Source organism: Arthrobacter sp. B0316-1-20 (genome assembly GCF_059091865.1).
Window position 1 is genome coordinate 1 of record NZ_JBNHHC010000035.1, and the last position, 23,932, is coordinate 23,932.

A 23,932-nucleotide genomic window follows, 5' to 3' on the forward strand; every position below is an offset into this window, starting at 1 on the left:
GTGCAGAAACGGGACGAGGTGTGTCCGTTCGCCGGCTGCCGCAAACACGGCAAGGCCTGCCAGATCGACCACACCCAGGCCTTCCGCGCCGACGGCGGGAGGGGCGCAACCGACGCCGGGAACCTCGGCCCGCCGTGCGAGACCCACCACCGGCTGAAAACCAACGCGGGCTGGACCATGAAACAGCCCGCACCCGGGGTGTTCGAAGTGACCACCCCGGCCGGCCGGACCTACACTGAGCGTCCCGGCGAAGACAACGACCCTCCCGGCCAACCGGCCTACCCGCCCGCCGTCGCCGCAGCGCTTCCGAAAGACCACAGGCAACGAATCGAAACGCTGGTGGTTCAACCGTCGACGGGATTTGGGCCAGCGGACAGCTCCAGCGGTGACGGTTGGCTGCCGTCCTGGCACCCCGCGCGCAAGAACCGTGCAGTGGACAAACAAAACGAACCGCAGGCATTCAACCAGCAGCAGGACCCGCCGCCGTTTTAGAGGGATTTGCCCTATTGCTTTTGGGGTGCGCGGCGACGCCGCGCACCCCCGATTACAGGCCCGTAGGCAGTTCGAGGCGCCAGTTGCCCGGCGAACAGCCGTTAGTCGTGCTTCGTTCCGAAGACAATCTCGTCCCAACTAGGGACGCTGGACCGCTTGGGTTTGATGGTCCGCTTGGGCGGTTCCGGTGCAGAGTCCGCTTCGTCGGCGCCGTTCTCGTCGGTGGTTGAGGCGTCAACGGCGGTCTTCGACCCCGCCTGTTCCGGCCGGTTCCTGCCCCAGACAAAAGCGTTGTCCCGCGCCACGGTTTTTACCGGTGCAGTGGAAGGGCGAACTTCTTCTGCCGGCTGGGCGGCAGGGGAGTGGGCGGTTTGTGTGACGTCGCTCGTTTCGACGTCGTCCTCTTTGGCTACGTAACCTTGCGGGTCCTGATCGTCGCCGTGACTGTCCTCGCTAGGTTCGTCCCTGAGGAATTCGGGCGCCCCGGAAAGCGTGATTTCGTGCGTGATGGTGCTGACACCGTGCTCCAACTCCAAGGAGGAGACGGATCCGTCATCATAGGCGGGGGCCAGCGTCAGCGGGAACCCGGCCCGCGGACGAACGGCGGGGACATCGTCGTCGTAGTCATCTGCTTCGTCAAACGAGTCATGTTCAAACGAGTCGCGCGGATGCGCAGCGGGCACCGGGCCTTGGGTGAGCATCAGGGCCAGCGCGTCGTCGGCGTCTTCATCGACGCCCAGTCGCTGTCCGCGGCGCGCGCGCAGCACTTCCAGCAGTTCTTCGGACTCAGCGGACTGTTCGTCGTCCTGAGCGTCCGTTGAGTCGAGCTCTGTCTCGGCGTCGGCCTCAAAGTCGAATACGTGGTCGGTGACGGCCTTCAAGCGGCGCCCGGGTACCGGGCCCTCCACCGTCTCGAGTTCGCTCAACTGCTGTGCCCACCGGTTGGCATTCTGGATGGTGCGGCGGGCAGCGTGGAAAATCCACCTGGCCGGTGGTTCTTCGCCGATCGACTCGGTGGCCGGCGCTGCCGGGACGGTGAACGAAGCCACGATCTCCCACGTGCCGTCGCTGCGCCGCCAGGAATCCCAATTCATCGAGTCCGGTTCGATGCCAAAGGCATGGATGCGGTGGTCCACCATTCCACCCAGGGTGGCCGGCTCATCGCCAAAGGCCGATCGGTAGCCGTCGTGCCCGGGCAGCGGACCGGCGACTTCTACCTTGCGGGCCTGCTCAACAATGTAGTGCCGCTCTGCCAGCACCGGGCTCTCGTAGCGCCGGATGCGTTCGAGGTCGAGTCCGGATTCGGCCGCAACCTCCTCTGCGGTGGCGCCTGCTCGAATGCGCGCCTGGATTTCGCGCGGGGACAGACCAGCTTCCGATGGCTCGCCGGCACCGGGTGCGCGTGTGGTTGTAGGGCGAAAAACCGCTGTTCGCAGGGCCTCGTCTATCGCCAGACGGTAGTCGTCTCCACCTGCGCTCAACAGCAGATGTTCGCCATCCTCATGGACACCCACCAGCCGTAGATCCTGCATGAAAACCCTCCACCAGACGACACTTTCTGCCTGAAACTCTGCCATTGATACCGTGCTTTTCCTATTGTTTTTGCAGGTGTGGCGTGGAGTTTGTGGCCAAGGTCGCCGTCCTGAGTCGATGGGCCTGAGCAGGCAACGAGCGCCTGGCAGCGGCGGAGTTTGTCATGCGAACAGTAACTAGGCAAGAATCTTCGCGTCACGGGCACAAAATCGACAACGGATACGTTGACCTGTGAGCGGCTCGTCAGGCACGGGACACCGGTCCCGGAGCGGGGGGGATCCTGCCTTGATGAACCTGGAACGGAAGGGAGTGAACGGACAACAATGGCCACTGACTACGATGCCCCTCGGAAGCCCGACGAAGAGACCAGCGAGGAATCCATTGAGGAGCTGAAGTCGCATCGGCGGACCGACAAGCAGTCTGCCGTCGTCGACGAGGATGAAGCCGAGGCAGCGGAAGGATTTGAACTGCCCGGGGCCGACTTGTCCGGCGAGGAGTTGCTGGTGCGCGTGCTGCCCGCGCAGCAGGATGAATTCACCTGCGCTTCCTGTTTCCTGGTACGCCACCGGTCACAGGTGGCCAAGGAGAAGGACGGACTGCTCTATTGCACGGACTGTGAGGGGTAGCTGCGAGCTGTGCGGGCTATCTGCACAGCTCCCTCGTGCGGCCCGCCCTCAGCTGCGCCGCTGCGGCCGGCACAGCTGAGGTTCCGCCGGGCTAATTCTCGTTCTGCGCGGGGCGATTCAAGGCCGCGGCGAGCTGCTGCGGGCGGCGCGTCGAGGCGATCCAGTACGGTGTCAGGTCTGTTTCGTCGGTGATCTCGATGGTGACCACCGGATCAATCCAGCCGCGCATGCACATATAAGCGGTGCCGTTCAGCTTGCGACCGCGCTGCTCAGTGGCGGCCTCCCCGGTGAAGACCTCCACGTGGCCCACGTAGCGGCGCTCGATTTGGGCGCGGCCTACCTGGAGCATGGTGTCGGTGACTACGATCCGCGGTGTGGATGCGATCAGCAGCACGGCCAGCAAGATGGCGGCAACGACGGCGCCAATGATGCCGGCGGCCATGCTGATGGGTGCCAGCATCACGACGACGGCCCCGGCGGTGCCGGCGGCAATCAGCCAGACCCAGAAATTGGGCCAAAGCCGTTCCTCGTAGTGGGGCACGGAAGAAGGACCGCCGGCGGGACCGGAGCTGCCTGCAGGGGTCGCTGGTTGTGTCATGAACTCAGCTTTTCACCTTTTGGCGGCCATTTCACCTCGCTGCCGTCGCCATCGCGGAACCAGCCCCGCACGCGGGCGGGAGGGCTGAAAACGCGCTAGAGTGTTGTGCGGAATATCTCAGCGGGCGAGCCTTGGAACGCCGGAAAACAGCCCGCACCTTCGCCCCTCTCAAGGACAGACGATCACGAGTGCAGCAGACAATTGAAACGCTGACCGTTCAGCTGAAAATGCTCGACGACGGTCTGGAAGCGCCGTCCTATGCCCACCCGGGAGATGCCGGTGCGGACCTGCGGACCCGGATCGATTTTCGGATTGCTCCGGGGGAGCGGATCCTGGTGCCGACGGGCGTGGCGATGGCGCTGCCGCACGGTTATGTTGCCTTGGTGCATCCTCGGTCCGGTCTGGCCACGAAGCACGGACTGACCATCGTGAACGCCCCTGGCACCGTTGATGCCGGGTACCGGGGCGAGATCGCCGTCACCCTGCTCAATACCGACGCCAGCGAGACGCTCACATTCAAGCGGGGCGACAGGATCGCACAGCTGGTCATCCAGAAGGTGGAAACAGCAGCCTTCGAGCTTGTCGCAGAGCTTCCGGACTCCGCCCGGGGTGCCGGCGGATTCGGGTCCACCGGAGGGTTCGGCGCGCAGTAGTGATGCGGGCGCATGTGGCGGCCGGGCCCGCCAGCACGGGCGGCGGCCATCCTGCCGCAGGCGGCAATAACGCCACGCAGACTTCAGAGCAACCCGGTGCAGCACCGGAGGAAGAGGAAACTCAAGCTATGGCATTTGGGCGTTCCAAAAAGAAGAACAAGAACGACGGCGAACTGCCTGCAACCGAGGCGGACGTACTTGGTGAGCAAGCAACGCAGCAGGCGCCGGAGAGCGGTCCCCGCCGCAACGGCCCCTTTGACGACTCCGAGCAGGACGCAGGGGATGACTACCTGGATCTGGGCGCGCTAAAGATCCGCCCCCGCGAGGGGCTGCAGCTGCGGCTGGAGATCGAGGAAAAGTCTCAGCGGGTCGTAGCCGTGACGCTGGATTTGGCCGGATCCAATCTGCAGCTGCAAGCGTTCGCCGCGCCCAAGTCCGAGGGGTTGTGGGATGAAATCCGCACCCAGATCGCCAGCTCGGTCGGATCCCAGGGCGGCACCGTCCAGGAGCTTGACGGGCCGATGGGTACCGAAGTCGTGGCCAAGCTGCCGGCGCAGTCTTCCGACGGCCAGAAGGGCTACCGGGTAGCCCGGTTCCTCGGCGTGGATGGGCCACGCTGGTTCCTGCGCGGCGTCATCGGTGGCCCCGCAGCGCTGGATCGTGCCAAAGCAGCCGACCTTGAGGAATTGTTCCGGTCCACCATAGTGGTCCGCGGCACACAGCCGCTGCCGCCCAGGGACCTGCTGCCGCTGAAGATGCCCAAGGGCGCCGCCGAACAGCATGCCGCCGCGCAGCAGGCTGCTGAGCAGCAGGCTGCCGAGCAGCGGCGACCCGGACTGTCCGCCCCAGAGCGGGGCCCGGAAATCACCGAGATTCGCTGACTTGCCCGAGCTTCCGTCCGGGGCCGGGGCCAGTCCCATGGCGCAACTGCCGGAGCGCGGCCATGTTGCCGGCAGCGGTCTGGTGGAGGCTATTACCATCGAGCCGCCCGGCCGGCCGCCGCGTTTTGCCGCTGTCGTTACCGATGCGGGCCAGCAGCATCCCGGAAAATCCCGTGACGGCGGGCACCCGCGGGTCAGGCTGGTCTGGCTGGGACAGCACCGCGTCCCAGGGATCGTCGCTGGTATCCGGCTCTCATTCGAGGGCATGCTGTTCCGTGTGAACGGGCTGGCCACTATTTACAATCCGCGCTACGAGATCCTCAGTCCGTTGGAGAATTGAGCTATGACAGATCAGCAGCCGGACAGCGGCCCGCAGCAGGGCGGTCGCCCGAACGACGCCGGGCAGCAGCCCGGAGCGAGCCCTGCGCCCGCCGAAAAGCCAGCCACGGAGAGGTCGGCCGCTGCCGAAGCACTCGCCGGCAGCTATGCCGCACGTGCAGGGGTCCAACGCGGCGCCGATGGACAGATTGACGTTTTGAAGACGGTGGGCGGTATCCGCGGGCTGGCGGAGAGCATTCTGCCCGGTGTGATCTTCCTGGTGGTCTTCACCATCGGCCAGGAGCTCGGCCCCGCCCTGATCGGGGCGCTGGCGGTTGCCGCCATCTTCACCGTACTGCGCCTCGTGCAGCGGGGCGCCGTCACGCAGGCATTCTCCGGCCTGGTTGGGGTTGCGATTTGTGCGTTTGTCGCCAACACCACCGGCCGCGCCGAGGACTTTTACGTCTGGGGCTTTTTCACTAATGCGGCCTACATTCTGGCCATGCTGGTGACCATTGCCGTCAAATGGCCGGCGCTGGGACTCATTTTCGGGCTGATCCGCAACGAGGGGACCGCCTGGCGCAAGCAGCCGCAGCGGCTCAAGGCGTACACCATCGCCACGTGGATCCTCACGGCGGTGCTGTTCCTGCGCCTCGCAGTGCAGGTTCCGCTCTACTTGGTGGGTGATGACGGGCTGGTGGCGCTGGGCACCTCCCGCCTGCTCATGGGCGTTCCGCTGTATGCGCTGGGACTGTGGTTGGCCTGGCTGGTCTCCCGTCCGGCCGCCGTGGAGGCAAGCCGGGCGGACTGAATCAGTCTCCGGCGGCAGGCCGCCCCGTCAGGACCGCCCGCAGATCGTCCTCCGCGGCGATGGTGCTGATGAAGAAAAGCTCGTCGCTGGCTTCAATCACGTCGTCCGGGCTTGGCGTGATCGGAACGTCGTCGCGCAGAATAGCGACCACCGTGGCGTCCTGCGGCCAGTCGATGGAGCCAATCCTGCGGCCGATCAACGCAGACTCGGTGGGAACAGTAAACTCGACCATCGAAGCGATGCCGGTCTGAAGTGTCAGCAGGCGGACCAGATCACCGATTTCCACCGCTTCTTCTACCAACGCCGTCATCAGGCGCGGGGTGTTCACGGCCACGTCCACGCCCCAGGAATCGTCGAACATCCAGTCGTTTTTTGGATTGTTCACCCGTCCCACCGTGCGGCCCACGCCGAACTCGCTCTTGGCCAGCAGGGAGACCACCAGGTTCACCTTGTCGTCGCCGGTAGCCGAGACCACCACGTCGGCATCCTCGAGCCGGGCTTCGCGCAGTGTGGTGATCTCACAAGCGTCGCCGATCAGCCAGCGTGCCCCCTTCAGCCCGCTGCGGCCGATCACTTCGGGCTTCGGGTCGATCAGCAGGATGTCGTGGTTGTTCGAGAGCAACTCACGCGCGATCGACGAGCCGACGCTGCCTGCACCGGCAATCACGACTCTCATTCGGACTCCTCCACCGGCGGCCTGGACAGAATCCGGTCGATTTCGAAGGTTGAATCTACGCTCATCATGGCGTGCACTATGTCGCCCTTCTGGTAACGGGTGCCCGGGCCGGGCAGGATTCCTTCGCCGAAACGCGTCAGGTAGGCCACCCGGGCGCTGGAGGCGGCTTCGATCTCGGTCAGTTGCCGGCCTACCCAGCCGTCGTCCAGTTGCACTTCGCCCAAGATCAGGCGTCCGGAAGCCTCACGGAAGTCTCCCTTAATGCTCTGCTCGGGCAGGATCCGCCGCAGCACCTGGTCCGCGCTCCAGCGCACCGCCGCCACTGTGGGGATGCCTAGCCGCTGGTAAATTTCCGCGCGTCCGGGATCGTAGATCCGCGCCACGACGTGCGGCACGTGGAAGGTCTCGCGTGCCACCCGGGTCGCCAGGATGTTGGAGTTGTCGCCGCTGGAGACCGCTGCGAAGGCGTACGCGTTCTCGATGTCGGCCTGCCGCAGGGTGTCCCGGTCGAAGCCAACACCGGTGACTTTGCGTCCTGTGAAACCCGAACGCAGGCGGCGGAAGGCCCGGTCGTCCTGATCGATGATGGCTACGCTGTGCCCGGAATCAACCAGGGTGTGGGCCAGTGTGACGCCCACGCGTCCGCAGCCCATGATCACAAAATGCGCCATCAACGTCCTTCCGGCACCAACCTGAAACAGCGGGATACAAATCTACTGCAACCATAACGCCGAACAGGCCGTCACCCCGCAGTGACAGGCGGCCTTGAACATGTCCGGCAGTGACGAGGTCGAGGACTTCCCGCCTCCCTGGGCCGGGCTATCTGACGAAATGGGGCGGCTACCGGCAGTCGTCAGACGCGACGAGACGAGACTTCTATCTGGTCCCGCCAAGGCCAAGACCTCTCCCGCTATTCTGTCGGCGCGAAGCACCACCGGGCTGACCTTCGGCCAGATGAGAGTGCGGTTGTCTGTGCGCGACAAGTGGCGCTCGCTTTCCTCTTTGCCGGGCTGGAATTATTGGCTTAACAAGCCGAATAGTTCAGGATGTGAGCAGCATCGTTAGCGGATTTCACTGGTGTTGTGGGCCTCATGCCTAGGAATGGAACATGGGCGGAATCGACGAACTTAGGGCGGAGTCCAATGCACGTTGGACGCAAGCGGCCAAGAGAGCTGAGGGGTTGGCAGACAACGGACTGGGCGCCGCCGTGAAGGTTTACTACACGCAATTCTGGCTAGCGGGCGTCATCGTGCTAGTCGCGGTTGGTTCGGTGGCGGCTGCTCTAGCATTTGGGGCCTCGTATGGCGACTGGCCATCGTACCTAACGTTCGGCTTCATGCTCGCTGGGCTAGGCACCATGGTCGGAGGACTGATCTTCAACTCGAAGAGGGTCGTGCCGGCAGTTGTATATGGAAACGTCGACGTGACTCTTTCGCTGACGGGCGAGGAACGAAAACATGTCCACCGACAGGTAGCAGGAAAGGCGGCGGTCGTTCCCGAGCATCTCACGGTAACCCGCGGTGCGGCTGTGCAAATGCGAAAGGCTCTTGCAACGCAGTTGCTGATAATGCCGTTCTATCCCTTGGTCTTCATTCCTCAAGCTCTCAGCGGCGCGGGACGGAATGATCCATTCGGCTGGCTCTTTGTAGGCTTGGTATTCCTCTTCTTGATCGCGTGCGTATTCCTCATACGAGATTTCCGCCGCTCGGGTCACTTCCTAGCGCGCACTGCTAATCAGCCATGAGGAGTGCGATAGCCGGGCCTCGGGTGGACATCATCAATCGCTTGGGAGGAGCAATCGAGGACTTCGTCGCCTGACCAGGAGATAGAGGTTGCAGGCATATTCCAAGCAAGATCCGATTGGCTGACACGATGTGGAGCCGAGTCGCACTCATAGCATTGACACTTCGCGGCGGCTTTATGGTCCTCTACTGCGGTGCACTTCTCTACCTGGGCTACCTGCTTGAGAGTGTTTGGGCAGCCGTGGGAGCAATTATCGGCAGTGCCATCGGTGGTGCTATACGCATCCGGTGGCGACACCACCCACGCCAGCGGTATGTGGCACGGAACCAATATCTGGGATTCTTGCGTTTTCCCGACGCTGCACCGACGTCCGTTCCCAGCAAATGGCGGTTCGGCCTCGCCACCCCGTCCGAGAACCATCTTGCGTTTCAACCGCGATGGAAGAACTCACGACAGGACTACGGGGATGTCATCCTTTTATCCGTCACCGGGGTCACTGGCTCGATGCGAGAGCCGTCTCTGGCAGACGCCATCTTCAGAGTCCGGCCCACCTACTGGATCATGGAACTAGAAACCGACGCAGGGAAAGTAGAAGTCGCGGGACCACTGGACCAACTACACAAGAGTGCGACGATCGTATGCCGAGGAAACCGCACGGCTTGAACCAGTAACAGTGGATTCTGCGGTGGTTTGGCCGTTTCCGTGACTTCCTTCGTCGCTTTAACTCGTCAAAGTTCGAGGACTTCAGATCCCTCGTCCATCAAGGTCTGGGATACGCCATAATTTCCCAATCCAACAACCGGCGGAGAGTGCGGGACGGAGGAACTAGGCGGCGGGACCGGCGTCGTGATCCGTGGGCCGATGGCCGGCGGCGGCGGCGCGGGCGTCGCCCTCTTCGTGCGCGTCCTTCTTCTTGCCGAACGGGAGGACTTTGAGGAGCGGGTGCAAGATGGCCATGACAACGAGGCCCCAGGCGAGTCCGAGGACGGCCGAGCACAGGGTGTTCACAAGCCAGGCCAGGAAGCCGCCGACCACCGCGATCCCGGCGAACGGGGCCTCAAGGACGTGGACCAGGTCATAGGGTGCGTGCCAGCCGAGGTCGTGCGCCCCCTGGAGCATGATGTGACCGCCAACCCAGAGCATCGCGATCGTCCCAACGAGGGTGATGGCGGCCAGCACAGCGGGCATGCCCTTGACGAGCAGTTCGCCGAAGCGCTGCGAGCCCGCGGAGTCCTTGGTGGTCAGGTGCAGGCCGATGTCGTCCATCTTGACGATGAGTGCGACGGCGCCGTATACGAGCACCGTGATTGCGATCGCCACGACGACCAGGATGAGCGCCCGGACCCACAGGGACTCGTCGGCCACCTCGTTCATTGCGATGACCATGATCTCGCAGGACAGGATGAAGTCGGTGGTGATGGCACCCTTGGTGACCTTGGCCTCGGCCTCCGGTCCGCGCTCAACTGCCGGGGCCTTCTCTGCCGCGTGGTGGCCCCGGAGTTTGTGCCAGACCTTCTCGGCACCCTCGTAGCAGAGGTAGGTGCCGCCCAGCATGAGGATGAACGGGATGACCCAGGGGATGAAGGCGCTGATGAGCAGCAGCGCAGGCAGGATGATCAACAGCTTGTTCCGGAGCGAGCCCCAGAAGATCCGCTTGATCATCGGCAGTTCGCGGGAGGGGTCTGCTCCGGACACGTACTGCGGAGTGACAGCCGCGTCGTCGATCACCACGCCGGCGGCCTTGGTCCCCGCCTTGGCAGCCCCGGCAGCGACGTCGTCGAGCGAGGCGGCCGCTATCCGGGCGAGGGCGGCGACGTCGTCCAGCAGGGCAACGAGACCGCCGCTCACTGGTCGCCCCCGCAGTTCTCGACGGCGGATTGCTGGACCTCGAGGCCACGGTTGAGTCGAGTGATAAGCATGCTTCGAGTATACGGGGGCGGCCGATCCGGCCCCGGCAGCCGAGCCTCAGGCCAGAAGGCGGAGGCCCAGCCCGCTCGTCAGAGCACGGTGCCGGTTTCCTCGGCGAGCGCTTCCAGGAGTTGGTCTTGGAAGGCATGGTTGCTGACGGCGCGGTGCGGTTGCTGCCGCTGTCGGTGGTACCAGTACCCGCCGCTGGTGAGCGCCTCGGGCTCGTCGCTGGTCGCGAGCCATTCCTGGGTCTGGTGACCAAGGTCCAGGTCGTCGGGAGCTCCGGGTCCGCCCATCTTGGTCGGGACCCAGCCGGGGTCCACGGCATTGCTGAGCAGCTCGGGGTGCAGGCGGGCGAGCGCTGCCGCCAGTGTGGTGACGAAGAGCTTGCTGTCCGCATAAGAACCCGGCGTCCTGCCCTGCCAGTCAACCTTGGCAAGCGATGGACGCCCCGCGAAGTGCGAACCGCTGCTCACATACACGTGTCGCTGTGGTCCTGCGAGGATCGCCGTGAGGAGGTAAGGGGCGATGATGTTGACCGGTATCACCGCTCGACCGCTCCAGACGCCTGCATTGTGGATCACGACGTCGAGCGGGTCACGGTTGTTCAGTTCCGCGGCTATCCGGCGCACCGCGTCACGGTCGCCGAAGTCGCCCACCACGAGGTCTGCGCCGCGGTCAACCAGTGGGTCGAGAACGGCCGCTCGGTCCTGGTTACGGGCATGCACGACGACGTCGTGCCCGGCGGACAGCAGGGCATCCGCTGCAGCACGTCCCAGGCCGTCCGCGGAGCCGGTGACCAAGATTCTCATGCTCTTCCGGCCCCTTACTCCTCCACCGGTTCCTGCAGGGCGGCGAGCACGTGCATGTGCTCACGGTTTGACGGGTACAGGAGCCCGTAGGTGCTGTAGAGCTTTTCGTAGAGCGGTGCGGTCGCCGGATCGGGCTTCACGGTCGCAGCAGTCCGGGCCCAGTCGGTCCCGGCGGGCACGGCCCCGGTCCCGATGGCGGCGAGCAGCGCGTCCCCATAGCTGGCACCGATGGTCTGTTCCGGGACCAGCTGTTCGCGGCCGGTGATGTTGCTGACGATCTCCGTCCAGAGCCGGGCCTTGGTGCCGCCGCCGACGGCTGCGACGCGTCGGATCGGTTCGCCGGAGTTCTCGAGGTATTCGAGGATCTGCCGGATGCCGAAGCCGATGCCCTCGTACGCAGCTCGAAACAGGTGGCCGCGTCCGTGGCGCAGCGACAGGCCGGTGATCAGGCCGCGGGCATCGGGATCGAAGACCGGCGTGCGCTCGCCGGCAAAGTAGGGGAGCAGCAGCAGTCCGTCGGATCCCGGCGGCACCGCGGCGGCCTCGTCGATGAGCTGCTCGAAGGGGACGTCGCCGAAGAGCCGTTGCAGCCAGGTGGTCAGGCTTCCGGACGTGGACATCCCCGCGGCCAGCGTCAGGGACCCGGGGTCCACCCCGGCGGTGGTCCAGAGCTTGGGTTCGGCACGGAACTCACCGAGGACCTGGACGAAGAACATGGTGGAGCCGTACATCAGCATGAGGTCGCCCGGCTGCCGGACGCCGGCGCTGAAAGCCTCGGCCCAGGCGTCCACGGTGCCCGCGCAGACCGGCACGCCTTCCGGCAGCCCCGTCGCCTCGGCGGCTTGGCGGTGAACGTGGCCGCCTACTTCAGCCGGCCACGCCAATCGGGGCTTCGGCAGGTGGCCGGCGACGGCGTCGTACCGCTCCGGATGCCACCGGTTGCCGCGGAGGTCATAGAGCGGATCGCATTGGCTGGCGGTGTGGTGGTCCATGACCAGCTCGCCGGTCAGCTTGGCCAGGATGAAGGAGTTCAGGCTGTGCCAGTTCCGGGCGCGGGCGAAGATTTCGGGTTCCCGGTTGTGCAGCCAGCGGAGCTTCGGGCCCACGGCCTGGGAGGACAGGACTTTTCCCGCATCGCGGAAGATCGCCTCGGCACCGAACTCCTCCGTGAGGTCGCGGATTTCGACGACGGCGCGCGCGTCGATTCCGTACAGGATCGCCGGCCGCAGCGGGGTCAGGTTCTGGTCCGTGACGACCAGGCAGGGACCCATAGCACTGACGCAGACACCAGCGACAGCCCCGGCGTCGTTGCGGGAGAAAAGCTCCCGGCAGAGCCGGATCACGTCCGCCCACGCCGCCTCGGCGTCGAACTCCGCCCAGCCCGGCCGCGGGTAAGCGACGTCGTGCGTGACGGTCGCACTGTCCAGGACCTCGCCTCCGGCGTCCGCCAGCACCGCCTTGCTGCTGCCTGTGCCGATATCGATGCCCAAGAACATAGCGCTCAGCCGGCCGGCCACTAGGCGCGGCCGTGCGAGGTCCGGGACTTGCGCGAAACCGCGTCGAGGATCACGGCCAGCAGCAGCACAAGGCCGGTGATCATGTAACGGAACGAGGACTCAAGGTTGAGCAGGGTGAGGCCGCTGGAGATGGACTGGATGACCAGGATGCCCAGCAGGGCGGAGAACGCCGAGCCGCGGCCGCCGAACAGGCTGGTCCCGCCGATCACCGCGGCGGCGATGGCGTTCAGGTTCACGTCGCCGGTGCCGCTGCTCTGCGCCGAGGCGGCCAGCCTGCCGGCAGCCAGCATGCCGCCAACGGCCGCAAAGGTCGAGCACAGGACGAAGATGGACACGTAGATGCGGTTGACGCTGATTCCCGCCCGCCGCGCCGCTTCCCGGTTGCCGCCCACGGCGTAGACGGAGCGACCCCACTGGGTCCGGGTGAAGGCGTAGTGCATGACGAGCACGAGGGCTGCGAAGAAAACGAACATCCAACCAACGCCTCGGGCCTGGTTGAGGTACCACACGGCGAAAAGCAAGATCACGGCCAGCACGACCGTTTGCACCAGAACCAGTCGCATCGGCCGCCCGGACAGGCCGGCGCTAACCCGCTGGCGGGAGAGCGTGAGCTGGCTGAGGAAGAAGCCGAGCACGCCGATGATGGCCAGCACGTAGGACAGCCAGGCCGGTACGAACGCCGTCTGCCCGAACCAGACCAGGAAGGAATCGAACGGCAGGTTGATGGTGCCCTCGACCCCGAGCACCCACAGTTGCAGGCCGAGAAAACCGAGCAGACCGGCCAGCGTGATCACGAAGGACGGCACCCCGAACTTGGTGTACACCAGCGAATAGACCAGCCCGATGACGGCACCCGTGGCCAGCGCCGTCAGGATCGCCAGGACGACCGGCCAGTCCAGCTTGATGAAGGTGACGGCGACGATCGCAGCCGACAGGCCGCTGACCGAGCCAACGGACAGATCAATCTCGCCGACCAGCAGGACACAGACGATGCCCAGCGCGATGACGCCGACGGCGGCGCTTTCCAGCAGCAGGTTGACCAGGTTGGCGCTGGAGAGGAAGAACGGGTTGAGGGCCTGGAAAATGGTCCAGATGACCAGCAGCCCGACGATGATGGGCAGCACGCCCAAGTCGCCGCCGCGGACCCGGTTGACCCCGACTTTGACGGCTCCCTTGAAGCCCTCGGTGCGGATCAGCCGTTCGTCCTGCAGATCGGTGGCCATCGGGACAACCGGGGTGTCTGGATCCGTTGTTGGGGTGGCTGGGTTCGTGGTCATGATACGGTCCCTTCTTCCGGTACTGCCCCGGATCCCGGTTGGTCAGCGTTGGCGGCCTGGCCGGGGGGCAGCGAGCCGCTGCCTGGTCCGCCCAGCCCACCGCCCGGCGAGTCCACCCCGGCTGCCGTTCCTTCCGCGCCCGCCGCGGCCGCGGCACCGGTTTGCGCGGCGCGCTGGGTCACCACGTTGTCGGTGGCGCCGGTGATGGCGGCGATCAGGTCGTCGGTTGAGACGTCCTTCGTCTGGAACGTGCCGTTGTTCTTCCCCAGCCGCAGCACCGCCACGCGGTCGGCGACGGCTTGGACGTCCTGCATGTTGTGGCTGACCATGATCACCGCGAGGCCGTTTTCGCGCAGCCGCTCCACCAGATTCAGCACCTCGGCCGTTTGGGCCACGCCGAGGGCGGCCGTGGGCTCGTCGAGGATGATGAGCTTCGGGCTGCCGAGCAAAGAACGGGCGATGGCGACGGTCTGCCGCTGGCCACCCGAGAGGGAGGCGACGGCGATGCGCACTGAGGGGATCTTCGCCGACAACTGGCGCAACAGCTTCCAGGACTGGACCTCCATCTCCACTTCGTTCAGCCGCCACGGCCCCAGCTCCCGGCCGAGGAAGAGGTTGTCGACCACGGTGAGGTTGTCGCAGAGGGCGAGGTCCTGGAACACCGTAGCGATGCCCAGCGCAATAGAATCCACCGGCGTGTGGATGGTCACGTCCTTGCCGTCGAAGTTCACGGTGCCGGCGTCCTGCGGATGAACGCCTGCGAGGATCTTGACCAGGGTGGACTTTCCGGCGCCGTTGTCGCCGACCAGGGCAACGACTTCGCCGGCGTGGACGTCCAAGGCGATGTCCGTCAAGGCGGCGACGGCACCGAAGTGCTTGCTCACGCCCCGCATGGACAGCACCGGAGCTGCTGCCTCCGGCCGTTCCGCTGACACAGTGGACACTGCCTTCCCCTTTCCTTAGGGGCGGCGGCACCGCGGGATCGCGGCACCGCCGTCCGCGGCTGCACTACTTGATGTCGAGTTCGTCGCAGCCCTTCTTGTATTCGCCGGTGCAGATTTCCGCAGGCTTGTAGATGCCGCCGTCGAAAATCACTTTCTTGACGTTCTCCTTGGTGACCACCGTCGGCACGAACAGCGCGGCCGGGGTGTTGAAAAGCGTCGCGTCGGGTTTCGGCGTCTCGCCGTTCAACAGCTGGACAGCCACCTCGGCCGCCTTCTCCGCAACGATCTTGATGGGCTTGGAGATCGTGTTGTACTGATCGCCGCTGATAATGCGCTGGATCGCGGCGATTTCGGCGTCGTTGCCGGTGACCGGCGGCATGGGGGAGACACCGGCAGCCTTCAGGGCAGCAATGGAGCCCCCGGCCGTGCCGTCGTTGGCGGCGACGATGCCGGTGATCTTGTCACCGAACTGGGTGATCTGGCCTGCGACCCAGTCCTGCGCCTTCGACGGCTGCCACTCCGGCGTGTCATAGGAGGCCAGTACCTTATGGTCGCTGGCATCGACGGCTTCCTTCGCGCCCTCCTTGATCAGCTGCGCGGCCCGGTCGGTGGGGGAGCCGTTGACCATCAGCACACCGCCGGTCTTGTCGCCGTCGGAATCGAGTTTCTTGACCAGGTCTGTGGCAATCAGGTTGCCGATCTTCTTGTTGTCGAAGGAGACATAGAAGTCTGCCGGCGTGTCCGGGACCGGCCGGTCGTAGGTGACGACCTTGATCCCTTGGCCCTTGGCAGTGCTGACCAGTGAGGCAGCGGCGGTGCTGTCCACCGCGTCCAGCACCAGAACCTTGACGCCCTGGGTGATCATGGAGTTGGCTTGCTGCTGCTGCTTGTCCGCGTTGCCGTCGGCGTTCTGGTAGAGCACTTCGCAGCCGCTGCACAGCTCTTGGACCTTGGCCTTGAACAGCGGGCTGTCCTGCTGCTCGTAGCGGGTGGAGGCCCGGTCCGGCATCAGGAACGCGATCTTGCCCGCCTCGCCGCCGCTGGCACCCCCGCTCGCTCCACCGCCGCCCCCGCCTCCGCCGCCTCCGCCGCAAGCGGTCATGCCGACTGCCAGAAACAGGGCGGTGGTGAAGCCCAGGATTCCCCGCGTGTACTTCTTCATCGGAACTCCTTGTACTGGTGGTGTGCCGCGTTGCCGCTCTTGCGTTGTCCGGCGCCCCCGGTCAGAGCCGCTGGGGGTAGATCATCGCCTTGAGCGATTGGGGTTCGGTGGAGGTGTTTTCCAGTGCGGCCGCGGTCTGCGGCAATGAAAAGCTGTGCGTCACCAGTCCCTCCAGGTTGATCCGGCCAGAGGACACCAAAGCGATGCCAAGCGGCCAGGTGTCCTTGTACCGGTTCACCATCGAGATGGTGATCTCTTTCCAATTGAGCGTGGACAGAGGCAGCGGCACTTCTTCGGTTTTGGCCAACCCGATGACGGCGGCCCGACCAGCCTCGTGCAACCGGCCGAGCCCGGCAGCAAGAACGCCGTTGGCACCCGAACATTCCAGCAGCACGTCAAAGGTCCGCGCGGTGGGCGCATCGCTTTTCTCCACCGCGAACCCGTGGGCGCGGGCGACGCCGAGCCGGTAGTCGGAAATGTCCGTGAGCGTGACGCTTCCCGCGCCGAGGGCCCGCGCCGCTTCGGCTGCCAGCAGGCCAACCGGCCCGGCACCGGTGATCAGTACGTCGTCGCCGGCCTGAAGGTTCGCCCGTTGGCAACCCCACAGCCCTACGGACAGAGGCTCGAGCAGCGCGCCGTCCTCGTAGCTCATCGAATCCGGGATCCGGAAATAGCATCGGGCGTCCATGGCCAGGTACTGCAGCAGTGCGCCGTCATAGGGCGGGGTGGCCAAAAACTCCAAGTTCGGGCAGAGATGGTAGCGTCCCGCCCGGCATTCTGCGCAGCTGCGGTCCGGCGTGCCCGGCTCGACGGCCACCCGGTCGCCGACGCCGATATTGTCTACCCCGTCGCCGATGGCGACCACTTCGCCGGAGACCTCGTGGCCCAGGATGAATGGGCCGTCGACCACGAACGGACCGATCTTGCCGTAGCGAAAATAGGCGACGTCGGAACCGCAGACCCCCACGGCTTCCACCCGGATGACCGCTTGGCCCGGGCCCGGCTCGGGCATCGGGCGCTCCTGAATCTCGATGCTGTTCAGGCCGGTCATCACGGCGGCTGCGTTGCCCATCAAGACTCCTTTTGCAAGCAGTCCGAGGCCCAACGGCCCCGGACGCTGGTGTGAGCCAGTGCACATTGACACGCACATGCTAACCCCGGCGGAGGTGCCGTGGCTATCAAATCGCAGGGCGGAGTTTCTCTAGCGTCTGCGGGTTCCGACCTGGCAAGCTCAAGTGGTGCAAGGGATTGTCGGCCTTTGCAAGCCCGCGAGCCGTGCCCGGTTGCGGTTTGAATCCCGGGCGCCCGAAGCCCGCACCAACGGTCCGTCTTGCCGCGCAGGCCCGCGTCCCTGCGCTGGCATAGACTCAGAGCCGTGAAGAATTGGCTCATGGTGTTGGCTGTCGCATCGAGCGAAGCGTGTTGACATTTTTCGATGCCCTCAAGCGGGTCCTAGTGGGCAAGCCATTCCGCACCGATCGGCTGAAGCAGGAGGCGCTGCCGCGTCGGTTTGCGGTGCCGGTCTTCTCCGCGAACGCGCTCTCCTCGGTGGCCTACGCCCCGGACGAAATCCTGCTCACACTGGCCTTGGCCGGCGTGGCCGCCATCGTGCTTGCCCCCTGGGTGGGCCTGGCGGTCATGGTGGTGCTGCTGGTGTTGGTGGCCTCCTATCGCCAGAGCATCCATGCGTATCCGGTCGGCGGCGACTACGAGATCGCCACCAAGAACCTGGGCAAGCCGGCGGGCATCACGGTGGGCTCTGCCCTGATGCTGGATTATGTGCTGACCGTGGCGGTGTCCATGTCCTCCGCCGCGCAGTATCTGGTGTCTGCCATCCCGGCACTGAACGGCTGGCAGCCGGGGGCGGCCGTGGCCGGCATTGCGGCGCTGGCCCTGCTGCATCTGCGCGGGCTGGCCCGCGGGAGGCGTACCGTGGCGATTGCCACCTACGTCTTTGTGGGCACCGTGCTGCTGATGTGCCTGGTGGGGTTTGTCCTTGACCTCGCTGGAAGCCTCGGTGAGGCACCCAGCGCCGCGTTCGACGTCGTGCCCGAACCCGGCATGGAGGCCGGCCTGATGGGTGTGGCCGGCGCGCTGCTGGTTCTGCGGGCCTTTTCCACCGGTGCCGCGGCGCTGACGGGTGTGGAGACGCCGGCCAGCAATGTGCCCGCCTTCGAGAAACCGCGGGCGAAGAATGCCGGGTTTGCGCTGCTGATGCTGGGCATTTCCGCCACGGTGATCACCATGGCGGTGATGTACCTGGCCCGCGCCACCCAGGTGCGGGTGGTGCAGCTTCCCGCCGAACAACTGCGGTTGAACGGAGAGCCACTGCCGGCCGGCTATTTCCAGTCCCCGGTGCTCAGCCAATTGGCCGAAACGGTCTTCGGCAGCGGCGCCCTGCTGTTTTACCTGACGGTCGCGGCCACCGCGGCCATCCTGGTGCTGGCCAGCCACTCGGCGTTCAACGCCTTCCCGCAGCTGGCCTCGATCCTCGCCACCGACGGCTTCCTGCCGCGCCAGCTGCGCACCCGCGGGGACCGGCTCAGCTACAGCAACGGCGTGCTGGCGCTGGCGGCCGCGGCCGTGGTGCTGGTGCTGATCTTCAGTGCGGACGTCACCCGGCTGATCCCGCTCTACGTCATTGGTGTCATCGTTTCCTTCACCTGCAGCCAGCTGGGCATGATCCGGCACTGGTCGCGCGAAATCCGCGCCACCCCGCACCGGCCGGTGCGGCGCCGGATGGTGCGTTCGCGGCTGATCAACCTGGTGGGTTTCATCCTCACCGTCACGGTGCTGGTGGTGGTGCTGGTCAGCAAGTTCATCTTTGGGGCGTGGCTGGCCGTGCTGGGCATCGTGGTGCTCTGGCTGATCATGCACAGTATTAACCGCCACTACGTCCAGGTGGCCCAGGAACTGGCGCTCGATCCAGACCAGCCGACCACCGCGCTGCCGTCGCGGGTGCACGCCGTGATTCTGGTCTCTCATGTGCGCAAGCCGGTGCTCCGGGCGCTCGCCTTCGCCCGGGCGTCGCGGCCGTCGCGACTGGACGCGGTGGTGGTGGATCTGGACCCCGAGCAGACCGAGCGAACCCTGAGCGACTGGGAGAAACTCAACATCCCGGTCCCGATCACGGTGCTGGCCTCGCCGTACCGTGAAACCACCACGCCGATCCTCGACTACATCAAAAGCATCCGCAGGGATTCCCCGCGCGAACTGGTGGTGGTCTACATCCCGGAGTACGTCGTGGGACGCTGGTGGGAACAGCTTGTGCACAACCAGACCGCGCTGAGGATCAAGACCCGCCTGCACTTTGAACCGGGGGTCATGGTGGCCAGCGTGCCGTGGCAGCTGTCATCCTCCGCTTCCGCCCGCCGATACCAGGAGCTTCCATGACCGAACCCGCGCCGCAGCTGATCGAACTGACCGTCGGTGCTCCCGCGCACGGAGGGCACTTCGTCGCCCGGCACGAGGGCCGGGTGGTCTTCGTCCGGCACGCACTTCCCGGCGAACGGGTGCTGGCACGGGTGACTGACGGCGGAGCGGGCGCGGGTTTCTGGCGTGCGGACACGGTGGAGGTACTGGAAGCGTCCGCCGACCGGGTGGCGCATCCGTGGGCGCCGGCCGATGCCCTGGCCGCCTCGAAAGCCGGACGGCCGCCCGTGGGCGGCGCCGAGTTCGGCCACATTGCGCTGGCTGCCCAGCGCCGGCTGAAAGGCCAGATCTTCGCGGAGCAGCTGCAACGGCTGGCCAAGCTGGAACGCGAGGTGACCGTGGAAGCTCCGGAGGGGGAGTACGACGACGGACTCGGCTGGCGTACGCGTGCCGCCTTTGGCGTGGGGCCGGATGGCCGGTTGGCCATGCATGCGCACCGCTCGGACGAGTTGATTCCGGTTCAGGACATGCCGCTGGCCGTGGACGCCGTCAATGACCTGCGGCTGTGGGGCCTCGACCTGACCGGGCTGGAGCGGGTGGAAGTCGCGGCACCGGCCGGCGGCGACACCCCGCTGGTGCTGTTGGTGCCCGCCGCCGGGACCTCACCGAAGCGGCTGGCCAAGCTGGCCGAACGGATCGAGCCAGGCGTCTCGGTGGCGGCCTGGGAGCCAGAGCCCGGCCGGCTCACCCGGCTGCGGGGACGCACCTGGGTAGCCGAAACCAGCGGTCCCCACCGGTACCGGGTAACCGGCGACGGCTTCTGGCAGATCCACCGGCTGGCACCTGCCACCCTGACGTCCGCGGTGATGGGCGGCTTGGCGCCGCGGGCGGGGGAGCGGGTGGCCGATCTGTACGCGGGTGCCGGGCTGTTCACCGCGCCACTGGCCGACGCCGTAGGCATCACTGGCAACGTGCTCTCCGTGGAGGGATCGCCGGCGGCCAGCAAGGATGCGCGGAAAAACCTGCACGGCTTCGGCCAGATCGAGATCGTCCAAGGCAAGGTGGAGCGGGTGCTGCGCTCGCAGGCCAAGGTGTTGGACGCCGTCGTGCTTGATCCGCCCCGCGCCGGTGCAGGCAAAGCGGTGGTGCAGGCAGTGGCTTCCCGGCGACCCCGCACGGTCGGCTACGTTGCCTGTGATCCGGCGTCCTTCGCCCGCGACCTGGGCTACTTCCTGCAACTGGGCTGGAACCTCGAGTCGCTACGGGCCTTCGACCTGTACCCGCACACGCACCACATGGAGTCGTTCGCCGTGCTGACTCCGGGCGCCGACTGACGCCGGCCGACCGGCGCCTAAGGGGTGCGGACCGCCGATTCCGGATGTGATCCAGGCCTCAGGTGGCGTTCCGCCGCCCGCCAACGGGCTAGCGGCTAGGATGGAGGCAGCGGTTCCGGGCGAAGCATCCTGTCTCTGTCCTGTCGATTCTGCGGGCTTCGGCGTGCAAACGGCCCAGAGGCCGAACCCGCAGCGGTCCCTTCACACTTAGGGATGCCTAACTAGCGGGTGGTTTCCGCCCGGACAAAGATAAAGTGTGGCGAGAGGAGTCCTGTTATGAGTAATGTGGACAGCTTCGGTTCCAAAGGCGTCTTGAACGTCGCCGGTGCCGAATACGAAATTTTCCGGCTGAGTTCAGTTGAAGGTGCCGAGAGCCTTCCGTTCAGCCTCAAGGTCCTGCTGGAGAACCTGCTCCGCACCGAAGATGGTGCGAACATCACCGCGGACCACGTTCGCGCCCTGGCCGGTTGGGATCCCGACGCGCAGCCTGACACCGAAATCCAGTTCACCCCCGCTCGCGTGATCATGCAGGACTTCACCGGCGTTCCCTGCATCGTGGACCTGGCCACCATGCGCGAGGCCGTCAAGGACCTCGGCGGCGATCCGAAGCGCGTGAACCCGCTGGCTCCGGCCGAGTTGGTCATTGACCACTCGGTGCAGATCGATGTGTTCGGCAATGCCGGTGCCCTGGAACGCAACATGGAGATCGAATACCAGCGCAACGGTGAGCGCTACCAGTTCCTGCGCTGGGGCCAGACCGCGTTTGAGGACTTCAAGGTTGTCCCGCCGGGAACCGGCATCGTGCACCAGGTCAACATCGAGTACCTAGCCCGCACCGTGATGACCCGCGAGGTCGACGGCAAGGTGCGCGCCTACCCGGACACCCTGGTGGGCACCGACTCGCACACCACCATGGTCAACGGCCTGGGCGTGCTCGGCTGGGGCGTCGGCGGCATCGAGGCCGAGGCAGCGATGCTGGGCCAGCCGGTCTCCATGCTGATCCCGCGCGTGGTCGGCTTCAAGCTCACCGGCGAGATCCCGGCCGGTGCCACCGCTACGGACGTGGTGCTGACCATTACCGAGATGCTGCGCAAGCACGGCGTGGTGGGCAAGTTCGTCGAGTTCTACGGCGAAGGCGTGGCGGCTGTGCCGCTGGCCAACCGCGCCACCATCGGCAACATGAGCCCGGAATTCGGTTCCACTGCCGCCATGTTCCCGATCGACGACGTGACCCTCGATTACCTGCGCCTGACCGGCCGTCCCGAGGAGAACATTGCCCTGGTCGAGGCCTACACCAAGGAACAGGGCCTCTGGCACGACCCGTCCCGCGAACTGAATTTCTCCGAATACCTTGAGCTGGACCTGTCCACCGTGGTGCCGTCCATCGCCGGACCGAAGCGCCCGCAGGACCGCATTTCCTTGACTTCCGCCAAGGACCAGTTCCGCAAGGACCTGCAGAACTACGTTGCTACCGGCAACGAAGATGCCCTGGACGAGGCGCTTGACGAGTCCTTCCCGGCGTCGGACGTCCCGGCGATGACCTCGACGGTCCGCCACGCTGCCGCTGCGCAAGCCAGCGCTGCCCAGGCTAACGAACGACCGTCTGGCGGCTCGGCCGCGCAGGGACGCCACGTTGCCCTGCCCAGTGACGGCCGACCCTCCAAGCGGGTGCAGGTCACTATGGAAGACGGACGTGAGTTTGAGCTGGACCACGGTGCGGTCTCGATCGCCTCGATCACGTCCTGCACTAACACCTCCAACCCCTCGGTGATGCTGGCGGCGGCCGTGCTGGCCCGCAACGCGGTGGAAAAGGGCCTGGCCTCCAAGCCGTGGGTCAAGACCTCCATCGCCCCCGGGTCCAAGGTCGTCACCGACTACTACGAAGAGTCCGGCCTGATCCCGTACCTGGAGAAGCTCGGCTTCTTCGTGGTCGGCTACGGCTGCGCCACCTGCATCGGCAACTCCGGCCCGCTGGAGCCCGAAATCTCGCAGGCCGTTCAGGACAACGACCTCTCCATCACCTCCGTCCTGTCCGGCAACCGCAACTTCGAAGGCCGGATCAACCCGGACGTCAAGATGAACTACCTGGCGTCCCCGCCTCTGGTGGTCGCTTACGCCCTGGCCGGCACCATGGACTTCGACTTCGAGAAGCAGCCGCTGGGTCAGGACCCGGAGGGCAACGATGTGTTCCTGAAGGACATTTGGCCGAACCCGGTTGAGGTCCAGGATGTCATCGACGCCTCGATCAACAAGGAGATGTTCGCCAAGGGTTACGAAGGCGTGTTCGAGGGCGACGAGCGTTGGAAGGCGCTTGAAACCCCCGAAGGCGACACCTTTGCTTGGGATCCGAACTCCACTTACGTGCGGAAGCCACCGTACTTCGACGGCATGAGCGCGCAGCCGGAGCCCGTCCAGGACATCAGCGGCGCCCGCGTGCTGGCCAAGCTGGGCGACTCGGTCACTACCGACCACATCTCCCCGGCCGGTTCCTTCAAGTCGGACAGCCCTGCAGGCCGCTACCTGCTGGAGAACGGCGTGGAGCGTAAGGACTTCAACTCCTACGGTTCCCGCCGCGGCAACCACGAAGTGATGATCCGCGGTACCTTCGCGAACATCCGTCTGCGCAACCAGCTGCTGGACAACGTTGAGGGTGGCTTCACCCGCGACTTCACCCAGACCGGTGGTCCGCAGGCCTACATTTACGACGCGGCGATGAACTACCAGACCGCCGGCACTCCGTTGGTGGTGCTGGCAGGCAAGGAATACGGCTCCGGTTCGTCCCGCGACTGGGCCGCCAAGGGCACCGCCCTGCTGGGTGTCAAGGCGGTCATTGCCGAAAGCTTCGAGCGCATCCACCGCTCGAACCTGATCGGCATGGGCGTGCTCCCGCTGCAGTTCCCGGCCGGCGAATCCGCTGCCTCGCTGGGCCTGACCGGCACGGAGACCTTCTCCATCTCGGGTGTGACCGCCCTGAACGAGGGCACCACGCCGAAGACGCTGAAGGTCACCGCCACCGGCGAGGACGGCTCCAGCAAGAGCTTTGACGCCGTGGTGCGCATCGACACGCCGGGCGAAGCCGACTACTACCGCAACGGCGGCATCCTGCAGTACGTGCTGCGCCAGATCTCGGCCAGCTAACCACTGCATAGCGAGTCACAGGGGCGGGCGTCCGGACAACCGGACGCCCGCCCTGCTGCATCTGGGCACGTTTGCACGGGTAGATGTGCAGCCGGCAGCGGTGTGTGCACCCTCGCATCAGCGGAACACGAGGTGGA

Annotated in this window: 21 protein-coding genes; 10 read left to right on the plus strand and 11 right to left on the minus strand. The window is 65.7% G+C overall.

Annotation, left to right across the window (positions count from 1 at the left end; all coding sequences use genetic code 11):
- Positions 1-492, plus strand: a 492-nt coding sequence (locus AC5RW2_RS32640) for an HNH endonuclease signature motif containing protein (protein WP_494074940.1), incomplete at its 5' end; no start/stop codon positions are given.
- Between the two features lie 101 nt (positions 493-593).
- Here the strand turns inward: AC5RW2_RS32640 and sepH are convergent.
- The gene (sepH, locus tag AC5RW2_RS32645) at positions 594-2,024 is read right to left on the minus strand and encodes a septation protein SepH (protein WP_493961821.1); all 1,431 of its coding nucleotides are present in this window, start codon (positions 2,022-2,024) and stop codon (positions 594-596) included.
- A gap of 324 nt (positions 2,025-2,348) precedes the next feature.
- Between sepH and AC5RW2_RS32650 the strand changes: the two genes are divergently transcribed.
- On the plus strand, positions 2,349-2,651 hold the full coding sequence (locus tag AC5RW2_RS32650) for a DUF4193 domain-containing protein (protein ID WP_493950203.1): 303 nt from the start codon (positions 2,349-2,351) through the stop codon (positions 2,649-2,651).
- A gap of 91 nt (positions 2,652-2,742) precedes the next feature.
- Here AC5RW2_RS32650 and AC5RW2_RS32655 read toward each other — a convergent pair whose 3' ends face one another.
- Positions 2,743-3,249 (minus strand): DUF3093 domain-containing protein, encoded by a 507-nt coding sequence (locus AC5RW2_RS32655; protein ID WP_493961822.1) that lies wholly within the window; start codon positions 3,247-3,249, stop codon positions 2,743-2,745.
- 188 nt (positions 3,250-3,437) lie between these two features.
- Between AC5RW2_RS32655 and dut the strand changes: the two genes are divergently transcribed.
- The 4 genes from dut (at position 3,438) to AC5RW2_RS32675 (ending at position 5,912) form a co-directional block, all read left to right on the plus strand.
- Complete coding sequence (gene dut, locus AC5RW2_RS32660; protein ID WP_493940376.1) at positions 3,438-3,902, plus strand: dUTP diphosphatase; 465 nt, start codon at positions 3,438-3,440, stop codon at positions 3,900-3,902.
- A 128-nt stretch (positions 3,903-4,030) separates the two neighbouring features.
- The gene (locus AC5RW2_RS32665; RefSeq protein ID WP_493961823.1) at positions 4,031-4,783 is read left to right on the plus strand and encodes a DUF3710 domain-containing protein; all 753 of its coding nucleotides are present in this window, start codon (positions 4,031-4,033) and stop codon (positions 4,781-4,783) included.
- A 37-nt stretch (positions 4,784-4,820) separates the two neighbouring features.
- Positions 4,821-5,123 (plus strand): hypothetical protein, encoded by a 303-nt coding sequence (locus AC5RW2_RS32670; RefSeq protein ID WP_494074941.1) that lies wholly within the window; start codon positions 4,821-4,823, stop codon positions 5,121-5,123.
- Positions 5,124-5,126: 3 nt separating this feature from the next.
- Complete coding sequence (locus AC5RW2_RS32675; protein ID WP_493961825.1) at positions 5,127-5,912, plus strand: DUF3159 domain-containing protein; 786 nt, start codon at positions 5,127-5,129, stop codon at positions 5,910-5,912.
- Between the two features lies 1 nt (position 5,913).
- Here the strand turns inward: AC5RW2_RS32675 and AC5RW2_RS32680 are convergent, their stop codons facing one another.
- On the minus strand, positions 5,914-6,588 hold the full coding sequence (locus tag AC5RW2_RS32680; protein ID WP_493950208.1) for a potassium channel family protein: 675 nt from the start codon (positions 6,586-6,588) through the stop codon (positions 5,914-5,916).
- Positions 6,585-7,259, minus strand: a complete 675-nt coding sequence (locus AC5RW2_RS32685; protein ID WP_493950209.1) for a potassium channel family protein — start codon at positions 7,257-7,259, stop codon at positions 6,585-6,587. The genes AC5RW2_RS32680 and AC5RW2_RS32685 overlap by 4 nt, the downstream gene beginning before the upstream one ends.
- 437 nt (positions 7,260-7,696) lie before the next feature.
- Between AC5RW2_RS32685 and AC5RW2_RS32690 the strand changes: the two genes are divergently transcribed.
- The gene (locus AC5RW2_RS32690) at positions 7,697-8,332 is read left to right on the plus strand and encodes a hypothetical protein (protein ID WP_493961826.1); all 636 of its coding nucleotides are present in this window, start codon (positions 7,697-7,699) and stop codon (positions 8,330-8,332) included.
- An 824-nt stretch (positions 8,333-9,156) separates the two neighbouring features.
- On the opposite strand, the gene AC5RW2_RS32695 is transcribed toward AC5RW2_RS32690, so the two are convergent.
- From AC5RW2_RS32695 to AC5RW2_RS32725, 7 genes are all read right to left on the minus strand, one after another.
- Positions 9,157-10,179, minus strand: a complete 1,023-nt coding sequence (locus AC5RW2_RS32695) for a DUF808 domain-containing protein (protein ID WP_493961827.1) — start codon at positions 10,177-10,179, stop codon at positions 9,157-9,159.
- 149 nt (positions 10,180-10,328) lie between these two features.
- A complete protein-coding gene (locus AC5RW2_RS32700; RefSeq protein WP_493961828.1) occupies positions 10,329-11,051 on the minus strand; it encodes an SDR family NAD(P)-dependent oxidoreductase in 723 nt (240 codons plus the stop codon).
- Between the two features lie 14 nt (positions 11,052-11,065).
- Positions 11,066-12,547, minus strand: a complete 1,482-nt coding sequence (locus AC5RW2_RS32705) for an FGGY-family carbohydrate kinase (RefSeq protein ID WP_493961829.1) — start codon at positions 12,545-12,547, stop codon at positions 11,066-11,068.
- A 20-nt stretch (positions 12,548-12,567) separates the two neighbouring features.
- Positions 12,568-13,845, minus strand: coding sequence for a sugar ABC transporter permease (locus AC5RW2_RS32710; protein ID WP_493961830.1), 1,278 nt, complete (start codon positions 13,843-13,845; stop codon positions 12,568-12,570).
- Positions 13,842-14,780, minus strand: a complete 939-nt coding sequence (locus AC5RW2_RS32715; protein ID WP_493962279.1) for an ATP-binding cassette domain-containing protein — start codon at positions 14,778-14,780, stop codon at positions 13,842-13,844. The genes AC5RW2_RS32710 and AC5RW2_RS32715 overlap by 4 nt, the downstream gene beginning before the upstream one ends.
- Before the next feature lie 73 nt (positions 14,781-14,853).
- A complete protein-coding gene (locus AC5RW2_RS32720) occupies positions 14,854-15,951 on the minus strand; it encodes an ABC transporter substrate-binding protein (RefSeq protein WP_493961831.1) in 1,098 nt (365 codons plus the stop codon).
- 61 nt (positions 15,952-16,012) lie between these two features.
- Entirely contained in the window at positions 16,013-17,023 is a 1,011-nt protein-coding gene (locus AC5RW2_RS32725) for an NAD(P)-dependent alcohol dehydrogenase (RefSeq protein WP_493961832.1), read from the minus strand.
- A 347-nt stretch (positions 17,024-17,370) separates the two neighbouring features.
- Between AC5RW2_RS32725 and AC5RW2_RS32730 the strand changes: the two genes are divergently transcribed.
- The 3 genes from AC5RW2_RS32730 (at position 17,371) to AC5RW2_RS32740 (ending at position 23,795) form a co-directional block, all read left to right on the plus strand.
- Complete coding sequence (locus AC5RW2_RS32730) at positions 17,371-19,344, plus strand: APC family permease (protein ID WP_493961833.1); 1,974 nt, start codon at positions 17,371-17,373, stop codon at positions 19,342-19,344.
- Positions 19,341-20,657, plus strand: coding sequence for a class I SAM-dependent RNA methyltransferase (locus tag AC5RW2_RS32735; RefSeq protein WP_493961834.1), 1,317 nt, complete (start codon positions 19,341-19,343; stop codon positions 20,655-20,657). Before AC5RW2_RS32730 ends, AC5RW2_RS32735 begins: the two co-directional genes overlap by 4 nt.
- Before the next feature lie 276 nt (positions 20,658-20,933).
- Entirely contained in the window at positions 20,934-23,795 is a 2,862-nt protein-coding gene (locus AC5RW2_RS32740; RefSeq protein ID WP_493961835.1) for an aconitate hydratase, read from the plus strand.
- Positions 23,796-23,932: the final 137 nt, after the last annotated feature.